General features: G+C 62.1%; 6 protein-coding genes and 1 pseudogene. 5 read left to right on the top strand and 2 right to left on the bottom strand.

Annotated elements, in window-relative coordinates:
* The first annotated feature begins 29 nt into the window (after positions 1 to 29).
* The 5 genes and pseudogenes from prpF to ACMV18_RS09285 all read left to right on the top strand — a co-directional run.
* Positions 30 to 1211, top strand: coding sequence for a 2-methylaconitate cis-trans isomerase PrpF (prpF, locus tag ACMV18_RS09305; RefSeq protein WP_420817608.1), 1182 nt, complete (start codon positions 30 to 32; stop codon positions 1209 to 1211).
* 202 nt (positions 1212 to 1413) lie between these two features.
* Positions 1414 to 1950: a hypothetical protein gene (locus ACMV18_RS09300; protein WP_374258919.1), complete on the top strand. Its 537-nt coding sequence runs from the start codon at positions 1414 to 1416 to the stop codon at positions 1948 to 1950.
* Positions 1951 to 2259: 309 nt separating this feature from the next.
* Positions 2260 to 4851, top strand: coding sequence for a bifunctional aconitate hydratase 2/2-methylisocitrate dehydratase (gene acnB / locus ACMV18_RS09295; RefSeq protein WP_420817607.1), 2592 nt, complete (start codon positions 2260 to 2262; stop codon positions 4849 to 4851).
* Positions 4852 to 4998: 147 nt separating this feature from the next.
* Positions 4999 to 5886, top strand: a complete 888-nt coding sequence (locus tag ACMV18_RS09290; RefSeq protein WP_420817606.1) for an NAD-dependent epimerase/dehydratase family protein — start codon at positions 4999 to 5001, stop codon at positions 5884 to 5886.
* A gap of 66 nt (positions 5887 to 5952) precedes the next feature.
* Positions 5953 to 8094 (top strand): annotated as a pseudogene (locus tag ACMV18_RS09285) (penicillin-binding protein 1A); the annotation flags it as partial.
* A gap of 249 nt (positions 8095 to 8343) precedes the next feature.
* Here the strand turns inward: ACMV18_RS09285 and ACMV18_RS09280 are convergent.
* Both ACMV18_RS09280 and sbcB read right to left on the bottom strand, forming a co-directional pair.
* Positions 8344 to 8832, bottom strand: a complete 489-nt coding sequence (locus ACMV18_RS09280) for a YgjP-like metallopeptidase domain-containing protein (protein WP_420817609.1) — start codon at positions 8830 to 8832, stop codon at positions 8344 to 8346.
* A gap of 121 nt (positions 8833 to 8953) precedes the next feature.
* Positions 8954 to 10408 carry an exodeoxyribonuclease I gene (sbcB, locus tag ACMV18_RS09275; protein WP_420817605.1) on the bottom strand — a complete coding sequence of 485 codons (1455 nt, stop codon included), beginning with the start codon at positions 10406 to 10408 and terminating at the stop codon, positions 8954 to 8956.
* Positions 10409 to 10448: the final 40 nt, after the last annotated feature.

The raw sequence follows: 10448 nt of genomic DNA, 5'->3' as shown, positions 1-10448 counted from the left end.
CGCAACCAGCTATTGAAACAAGAGCAAACATGGCACCACAGATCAGGATCCCCGCCACCTACCTGCGCGGCGGCACCAGCAAGGGCGTGTTCTTCCGCCTGCAGGACCTGCCCGAGGCCTGCCAGGTGCCGGGCGCAGCCCGTGACAAGCTGTTCATGCGTGTCATTGGCAGCCCCGACCCCTACGCCGCTCACATCGACGGCATGGGTGGCGCCACCTCGTCCACGTCGAAGTGCGTGATCCTGTCGAAGTCGAGCGTGCCCGACCACGACGTGGATTACCTCTACGGCCAGGTCTCGATCGACAAGCCCTTTGTGGACTGGTCCGGCAACTGCGGCAACCTGTCCACCGCAGCGGGCGCCTTCGCCATCCACGCCGGACTGGTTGACCCTGCGCGCATCCCGCAAAACGGCACCTGTGTGGTCCGCATCTGGCAAGCCAACATCCAGAAGACCATCATCGCCCACGTGCCCGTGACCAACGGTCAGGTGCAAGAAACCGGAGATTTCGAACTCGACGGCGTGACCTTCCCGGCCGCCGAGATCGTGCTCGAATTCATGGACCCATCCGACGATGGTGACGAAGGTGGCTCGATGTTCCCCACCGGCAATCTGGTCGATGACCTGGAAGTGCCCGGCGTGGGTACCTTCAAGGCCACGATGATCACGGCCGGCATCCCGACCGTGTTCGTCAACGCGGCCGACATTGGCTACACCGGCACCGAGTTGCGCGAGCAGATCAACACCGATCCTGCGGCGCTCAAGCGCTTTGAAGCCATCCGCGTGGCAGGTGCCCTGCGCATGGGCCTGATCAAGACGCCTGAAGAAGCTGCCACCCGCCAACACACCCCCAAGATCGCCTTCGTGGCACCTGCCACGACCTACACCGCGTCCAGCGGCAAGACGATCGAAGCGGGTGACGTGGACCTGCTGGTGCGCGCCCTGTCGATGGGCAAACTGCACCACGCCATGATGGGCACCTGCGCGGTCGCCATTGGCACGGCAGCCGCCATCCCCGGCACGCTGGTCAATCTGGCCGCTGGCGGTGGCGCCCGCGAAGCCGTGCGCTTTGGTCACCCCTCCGGCACCTTGCGTGTCGGCGCACAAGCCAAACAGGTCGATGGGCAATGGACCGTCACCAAGGCCATCATGAGCCGCAGCGCCCGCATCATCATGGAAGGCTGGGTGCGCGTGCCAGGTGACACGTTCTAAATCGGTGCACGCCAACACAACGGTTTTCACAGGCCCGGTCTCTCACGAGATCGGGCCTTTTTCATGGCGCTTGCATCTGCTTACGCCCCTTGCATCCTGTATGTGACGCGTCGCACGCCTCGGTCTTACCCCCATGCGCAAAGCATCCGAAATGGCGGCACAATCGCCACCATCCCATTCACCGAACATGATCGGCCCTGCCATGAAGTCTTCCCTGCACCGCCACCAACGCATCCGCACCCTGGCCCTGTCTGCCGGCATGGTTTTGGGCATGTTCGCCACGACACTGGTGCCGCAAATGGCTCACGCCGCCATCACCAAGGCTGAAAAGGCCGCCCGCACCAACACGCTGAGCGAGAAGTTCAGCCACCTGCCCGATGCGTCCGTTGAACAACTGGCTGCCGCAGAACGCGTGCTGACCGGTGGCTACCAGTGTGAGTTCGGCAAGCGCATCTCTGTTGACCCACAGGCCAACAGCAAGGGCTACTTCAACATGAAGCTGGGCAGCCAGTCGTGGGTCATGAAGCCCGTGCAATCGTCGACCGGCGCCATCCGTCTGGAAGACGTCAAGGGCGGCGCCCTGCTGATTCAAATCCTGACCAAGTCCATGGTCATGGACCCCAAGGCCGGCCGCCGCCTGGTTGACGGCTGCGTGCACGATGTGCAGCGCGCCGCCGAGGCCGATCTGAGCCGCAACCCACGCCAGTCCATCTTCGACACACCGGCAGCCGGTCAGTGACGAAGAGGCCTTTGCGCCTCGCTTGAAAAGCCCGGCCCCGTGCCGGGTTTTTTGTTTTCAGCCCCAACGAGGTGCGTTCTGCGCCAATACAACGCGTCAAACCACAATCAGTCGATCGAATTTGAATGTTTTCTCGACATTCTTGTGACACAGAGCGCGCTGCTAGGCGAAAATACGAGGCTGCACGGAAATTGCATTTCCTAGCGACCGGAACGGTGGCCGCCCTGATTTGGTGAGTCTTTGCAGACCCAGCATGTTCGAGTGGTGCCGTGTCCGAGCCCCTTGCCCCCTCAACACCAGGTGAACACCATGTTGCAAGCCTATCGCGAACACGCTGCCGAGCGCGCTGCCCTCGGTATCCCTCCGCTGCCCCTGAACGCTCAGCAAGTCGCTGACCTGATCGAGCTGATCAAGAACCCGCCCGCTGGCGAAGATGCATTCCTGCTCGACCTGCTGACCCACCGCGTTCCCCCGGGTGTGGACGACGCCGCCAAGGTCAAGGCCTCTTTCCTGTCGGCTGTCGCCCATGGCGACATCACCGTCGGCCTGATCTCCAAGGCCAAGGCCACTGAATTGCTGGGCACCATGGTTGGTGGCTACAACGTCAAGCCTCTGATCGACCTGCTGTCGAACGCCGAAGTTGGCGCTGTGGCTGCTGAAGCCCTGAAGAAGACCCTGCTGATGTTCGACGCCTTCCACGACGTCGCTGAGCTGGTCAAGGCTGGCAATGCCAACGCCAAGGCCGTGATGCAATCGTGGGCCGACGCCGAGTGGTTCACCACCCGTCCTGAAGTCGCCAAGAAGATCACCGTGACCGTGTTCAAGGTGCCTGGCGAAACCAACACCGACGACCTGTCGCCCGCTCCTGACGCATGGAGCCGTCCTGACATCCCGATGCACTATCTGGCGATGCTCAAGAACACCCGTCCTGACGCGGCCTTCAAGCCCGAAGAAGACGGCAAGCGTGGCCCGATGCAGTTCATCGAAGACCTGAAGAAGAAGGGCAACCTGGTTGCTTACGTTGGCGACGTGGTCGGCACCGGTTCTTCGCGTAAGTCGGCGACCAACAGCGTGATCTGGGCAACCGGCGAAGACATCCCCTTCGTGCCCAACAAGCGCTTCGGCGGCGTGACCCTGGGCGGCAAGATTGCGCCCATCTTCTTCAACACGCAAGAAGACTCCGGCTCCCTGCCCATCGAAGTCGATGTGAGCAAGCTGGAAATGGGCGACGTGATCGACATCTTCCCGTACGACGGCAAGATCGAGAAGAACGGCGCTGTCGTGACCGAGTTCGCTCTGAAGTCGCAAGTGCTGCTGGACGAAGTCCGCGCTGGTGGTCGTATCAACCTGATCATCGGTCGCTCGCTGACTGGCAAGGCACGTGAGTTCCTGGGCCTGCCTGCTTCGACCCTGTTCCGTCTGCCCGTGGCTCCCAAGGACACCGGCAAGGGCTTCACCCTGGCGCAGAAGATGGTTGGCCGTGCTTGCGGTCTGCCCGAAGGTCAAGGCGTGCGTCCTGGCACCTACTGCGAACCCAAGATGACCACCGTTGGTTCGCAAGACACCACCGGTCCGATGACCCGCGACGAGCTGAAGGACCTGGCTTGCCTGGGCTTCTCGGCTGACCTGGTCATGCAATCGTTCTGCCACACGGCTGCTTATCCGAAGCCCGTGGACGTGAAGATGCACCGCGAACTGCCCGCCTTCATCTCCAACCGCGGTGGCGTGGCCCTGCGTCCTGGTGACGGCGTGATCCACTCGTGGCTGAACCGTCTGCTGTTGCCTGACACCGTTGGTACCGGCGGCGACTCGCACACCCGCTTCCCCATCGGCATCTCCTTCCCCGCCGGTTCCGGCCTGGTCGCTTTCGGCGCAGCCACTGGCGTGATGCCTCTGGACATGCCTGAGTCCGTGCTGGTTCGCTTCAAGGGCAAGATGCAGCCTGGCATCACCCTGCGCGACCTGGTGCACGCTATTCCTCTGTACGCCATCAAGGCAGGTCTGCTGACCGTGGCCAAAGCTGGCAAGAAGAACATCTTCTCGGGCCGCATCCTGGAAATCGAAGGTCTGCCAGACCTGAAGGTTGAGCAAGCATTCGAACTGTCTGACGCTTCGGCTGAGCGCTCCGCTGCGGGTTGCTCGATCAAGCTGAACAAGGAGCCAGTGGCTGAGTACCTGAAGTCGAACATCGTTCTGATGAAGAACATGATCGCCAACGGCTACCAAGACGCTCGCACCCTGCAACGCCGTATCGAAGCGCAAGAAGCCTGGTTGGCCAACCCCAACCTGCTGGAAGCCGACGCTGATGCCGAGTACGCAGCCGTGATCGAAATCGATCTGGCCGACATCAAGGAACCCATCGTCTGCTGCCCGAACGACCCAGACGACGCCAAGTTCCTGTCTGAAGTCGCCGGCACCAAGATCGACGAAGCCTTCATCGGTTCTTGCATGACCAACATCGGCCACTTCCGTGCTGCCGGTAAGGTTCTGGAAGGCAAGAAGGACATCCCAGTGCGTCTGTGGGTGGCTCCTCCTACCAAGATGGACGCTGCAGAGCTGACCAAGGAAGGCTACTACAACACCTTCGGCCAAGCCGGTGCTCGCACCGAAATGCCTGGCTGCTCGCTGTGCATGGGTAACCAAGCTCAGATCAAGGAAGGTTCGACCTGTATCTCCACCTCGACCCGTAACTTCCCCAACCGTCTGGGCAAGAACACCAACGTGTTCCTGGGCTCGGCCGAGCTGACTGCCGTGGCTTCCAAGCTGGGCAAGCTGCCAACGCCAGCCGAGTACATGGCTGAAGTGGGTGTGGTCGCCAAGGATGCCGACAGCGTCTACAAGTACATGAACTTCAACCAGATTGAAGAGTACGTGGAAACCGCTGCCACCGTGAAGGCCTGAGCCCCTGCTCTGAGCTGACATGAAAGAGGCCCGCCGGGGAAACCTGGCGGGCCTCTTTGCTTTGAAGACCGCAATGTCCCCGATGCCCAAAGGGGCGTCACAAGGGGGCATCATGGAGCGCATCATCACAACGATGGAGACCACATCATGAAGATCCTGCTCTGTGGTGCCCGAGGATTCATCGGCAGCCATCTGCTTCAAGCCCTGCGTCAGGCGGGCCACGAGGTGATCTGCGGTGTCAGCCAAGCCGGCCGCCGCGCCCATGATGCTGTTCAGGTGGACTACGCGCGCGACACGCAAGCCGCCGCCTGGCGCGATCGCGTCGAAGGCATGGATGTCGTGATCAATGCGGTGGGGGTCTTGCGAGACACCCATCGGCGCCCCATCCAGGCCGTTCACGCCGACACCCCCATTGCTTTGTTCGAAGCCTGTGCGCAGGCCGAGGTGCGTCATGTGGTGCACATCTCGGCATTGGGCATTGAACACAGTGCCACGCGTTATGCGCAAACCAAGCTGGCGGCCGAACAACACCTAAGGGACATGGCCCAAGCCGGGCGACTGAGCGCCACCATCTTGAAGCCCAGCATCGTGTTCGGGAAAGGTGGCGATAGCAGTGCGTTGTTCTTGAATCTGGCCCGACTGCCCATCGCACTGATGCCTGGCCCCGTGATCGATGCCCAGGTGCAGCCCGTGGCTGTCACAGATCTGGCCGACGTTGTCGTCCGATTGGTGACCAACCTGGCGCAAGCCCCTGAAACCTTGGCTTGCGTGGGTCCCCAGTCCGTTCAGTTGGGTGACTTCATCGCGAGCCTGCGTACGCAACTGGGGCATCGCCCCGCCACGGTACTCAGACTGCCAGAATGGGTCACCTCACTGAGCGCACGCTGCGGTGATCTGGTGTCCACCAGCCCCTGGAGCAGTGAAGCGGTTGATTTGCTTCGGCAGCCCAATGTGGCCGACGCAGGGCCCATTGCAGCCCTGCTCGGACGCCCCACCACCCATTTCAGCGAGCTCCTGGCTCGAACCTGGCAATAAGCCGCCCCCTCCAAACGAATGCGGCCATCGGGTGGGCCTTTTCACTAATAATTCAGGGTTGCCTGAATGGCGGGCGCTCCGATCGAGCGCCCCGAATGTTGTATGTCTGAATCTTCCTCTGCACCACGCACCACCCACTGGGGTTACCGTGTCCTCTGGGTGGCTGTTGGCTTGACCGTGGCCGGGCTGTTGGCCCTGGGCGGCCTGCTCGCCGTCATGTGGCCACAGTTGCCTGACACCAGCGGCTTGCAGCACTACCAACCCAAACTGCCTCTGCGGGTGTACACGGCAGATGGCGTGGAAATTGGCGGTTTCGGACAAGAAAAGCGCCAGTACCTGCGCTTCAATGACATCCCGAAGTTGATGCGCGACAGTTTGCTGGCCGTGGAAGACTCACGCTTCTACGAGCACCCCGGCATTGATGTCATCGGTGTCTTGCGTGCTGTGGCTGCCAATGCCACCGGGGGCCGCACGCAAGGTGCATCGACCATCACTCAGCAGGTCGCCCGCACCTTCTTGCTGACGCGCGAAAAGACCATCAGCCGCAAGCTGAAAGAGGCCCTGCTGTCGATCAAGATTGAGCGCGAGTTGAGCAAAGAGCAGATCCTCGAGCTCTACATGAACCAGATTTACCTGGGTGCCCGGGCCTACGGCTTTGCCGAGGCGGCCAACACCTACTTCGGCAAGCCGCTCGACAAGCTGTCCGCCGCCGAGTGCGCCATGCTGGCCGGCCTGCCCCAGAACCCGGCCAACGTGAACCCCATTAAGAATCCGGAGCGGGCACGCACCCGTCAACTGGTGGTGCTCTCGCGCATGCATGCCGAGGGTGTGCTCGATGACATCGCCTACGAGGCGGCCAAGGCCGAAAAGCTGGTCATTCGCCCACCAGGCGGTGTGGAAGTCCACGGCGAATACGTGGCTGAAATGGCGCGTGCACAGGTCTACGCGCAATACGGCGAAGCCGCCTACACCAGCGGCATGAAGGTGGTGACCACGCTGCGTGCCAGCGACCAGCAAGCCGCCTGGAAGGCCTTGCGCAAGACCTTGATCGACCGCGAACTGGGGACAGCCTGGCGTGGCCCGGAAGCGCACGAAGACCTGGACAGCGACATGAAGGACGACGATCCTGCCGTGGTCCAGGCGCTGGCTGAATACAACGACGACGAGCAGTTGCGCGCGGCCATCGTCACCCATGCGACCACCGAAGAGGTTCGTGTGGTGCTGGCCTCAGGCGATCTGGTCACCATCACCGGCAAGGGGCTGCGTCAGGCCCAGCCTGGTCTGGGCAAAAAGGCCACCGACAAGATCCGCATTCACCGCGGCTCCGTGGTGCGTGTCCTGCAACAAGGCAAGGACTGGTATCTGACCCAGTGGCCGGAAGCCGAAGGTGCCCTCGTGGCCATGGACCCACACGACGGGCAAATCCGTGCACTGGTCGGCGGTTTTGACTTCCAGCGCAACCAGTTCAACCACGTGACACAAGGCTGGCGCCAGCCGGGCTCCAGCTACAAGCCGTTCCTGTACTCCGCGGCACTGGAAAACGGTGTGATGCCGGAAACCCTCGTCAACGACGCGCCGTTGACCAATGTTGGAGACTGGAATCCGTCCAACTCGGATGGCACGGCCGATGGCCCCATCCCCCTGCACTTGGCACTGGCCAAGTCCAAGAACCTGGTCAGCATCCGCCTCGTTCAGTTGCTCAGCCCGCAAGTGGCGCGCGAGTGGACCGGCAAATTCGGATTTGATGTCAGCAAGCAGCCCGACAACCTGACGCTGGCTCTGGGTTCGGGCTCGACCACGCCACTGCAATTGGCCAGCGCCTATTCGGTGTTTGCCAACGGGGGGCTCAAAGTCAGTCCCGTGGTCATCAAGCGTGTCACCGACGGTGAGGGCAAGGTCATTTACGAGGCCAAGATCAAAAACGCCACGGAAGATGACCGCGTGGTGCCCGCCCGCAATGCGTTCCTGACCGGCACACTGCTCAACGAAGTGACCCGTTCCGGCACCGCCGCCCGCGCGCAAGGCACGCTCAAGCGCCCGGACCTGTACGGCAAAACCGGTACCACAAACGATGTGGTGGACGCGTGGTTTGCGGGCTTCCAGCCCAATCTGGTGGCCGTGGTCTGGCTGGGCTACGACACCCCTCGCAGCTTGGGCAGCCATGCCTCGGGTGGCACGTTGGCCCTGCCCGCCTGGATCCAGTTCATGGGCTCGGCCTTGGCGCGCGAGCCCGTGGCTGAAATGAAGGCGCCCGAGGGCATGGTGCACCTGGAGTCTGGCTGGCGCTACAGCGAGTGGGCCAATGGCGGTTTCATCAAAGAGCTGGGCGTGGACGATCGCCCCATTGATCCCAGCCTGATTCCTGCCATGCCGCAGGCTGCGGCGTCAGGTGCCTCGGCACCTGCAGAGAAAGAGCCGGAAGATCCGATCAAGAACCTGATCGACAAGATCTTGGGATCAGTCTGCAGAGGCAGCGGGGCCGGACGCTTCGCTGCCGCGCAGCTCACGCCACGTGAGCCACAGGCGCAGGTCAAACTCGTATTGGTGGTACTGGGGCTCCATGTGCGTGCACAGGGCATAAAACGCCTTGTCGTGGTCACGATGTCGCAAATGCGCCAACTCGTGAACCACGATCATGGACAGGAACTCGGGCGGCGTTTCCTTGAACAGACTGGCCACACGGATTTCGCGCTTGGCTTTGAGCTTGCCACCTTGCACGCGTGACACCATCGTGTGGGTACCCAGCGCGTGCTGGATGACCTTGATCTTGCTGTCAAACGCCACCTTGCTGATGGGCTCTCTGCTGCGCAGGTAGCGCTGCTTGAGATCCATCACATAGTCATACAAGGCCTTGTCGGTGCGGACCTCATGCTGGTCGCCATACCGTTTGGACAGCACCTCACCCAGCTTGTTCTGGTCGATGAGGGCCTGAACCTGCTGCAGCATGTGGGCGGGATACCCGCCAAGGTACTTCAAATGCGGCGGCGTCGTGCGAAAGTGCGGCACCAGCGGGGTGACTGACGGGCGGCTTTCCGGGCGGCTGCGCGCGCGATCCCCATGGGGACGATCAGGGTGCGATGTGTTCGGCATAGTCGTACAAGGCTCCCAGAATGTCCTGCCCACGTTCGTCGTCTTCGGACAGGGTTTCACTGAGCGCATCAATGCGTTCAAAAAACGCTGGCAGAGACAAGCCCCCCCCTTGCCCCTCATGCAGGCGCACCACGCAATGCTGGTGCCAGCGTGCTTGCTCTTCGTCAGTCAGGCTGTCAGGGAAGTTGCGGGCACGGTAGCGAAACAGCACCTCGTCCAAACGTTCATCCGCAAAGCCCGGGTGCTTGTCCGCCAGCTGCGCGGGCGACAAGGTGCGCAAGCGCTGCAAGGTGCGGCGATCATCATTGCCGACAAAGCCGCCGTACAGGTCTTCGTCAACATCGACCTCGGCACGCTGGTCGGGGCGGATCATGACTTCTGCCCAGATGCCGTCCAGCGAAGCCCCCTGCTCGGCGGCCCACTCGGCACGCGCCATGGCCGTCGCGAGGTCGATGCCCCATTTGTCGCACAGCGCGGGCGTCAGAATTTTCAGGTTGCCGATGACCACGGGGGACTTGTTGATGTGCACGCTCTTGACTGGCAAGCGCGTGACGCCGTCGGGCAAGTCGGCAGCGCGGGTGAACAGACGCAGGCGCACCTCCTCGGCACTCAAGCCGAACAACTCGCGCGGATCATGGGCCAAGTCCCACACCAGGATCTCGTTCTTGTTGGATGGGTGCTGCGCCAAGGGCCACACCAGGGCCATGCAGCCACGCTCCGTGCCGAACATGCCCGAGATGTGCAGAAAGGGACGCCATTGGCTGCGAGGACGATCCAAGCCGGTCTCGGCCAACACGGCATCCTTCTTGCGCAACTTCAGACAGAAATCCCACAGGCGGGGCTGGGCGGTCTTGAGCAAGCGGGCCAGCGCGATGGTGGCGCGCACATCGGACAAGGCATCGTGCGCCGCCTCGTGGCTCAAGCCGTTGGCAGCCGTCAGGTGCTCCAGCTTGAAAGAGGGCCGTCCATCGTCATGTTGCGGCCATTGGATGCCTTCGGGCCGCAGTGCCCAGGTGCACCGCACCACGTCCAGCAGATCCCAGCGACCACAACCGTTTTGCCACTCGCGCGCATAGGGGTCGATCAGGTTGCGCCAAAACAGGTGCCGGGTCACCTCGTCATCAAAACGAATGGTGTTGTAGCCCACGCCAATCGTGTGAGCTTGGGCCAACTCGTGCTCGATGGCTGCAGCAAACGCATGCTCGGGCACGCCCTGCTCCAGACAGGTCTGCGGCACGATGCCGGTGAGCAGGCAAGACTCCGGATCTGGCAGGTAATCGGGCGACGGTGCACAGTACTGCATCAACGGTTCGCCGATTTCCTGAAGATCGGCGTCGGTGCGGATGCCTGCGAACTGCGCAGGACGATCACGCCGAGGCACACGGCCGAAGGTTTCGTAGTCGTGCCAGTAGAAGGTGTCTTCGCTGCTCATGCGGCCGGGTCGGAATCAGGTCAAAGGAAGCAAAACGGCC

This window comes from Aquabacterium sp., assembly GCF_048860245.1.
In the GTDB taxonomy this organism is placed as follows: Bacteria; Pseudomonadota; Gammaproteobacteria; order Burkholderiales; family Burkholderiaceae_C; genus Aquabacterium.
Note: the sequence above shows the minus strand (reverse complement) of the source record. Positions and strands in the feature narration are given on the sequence as shown.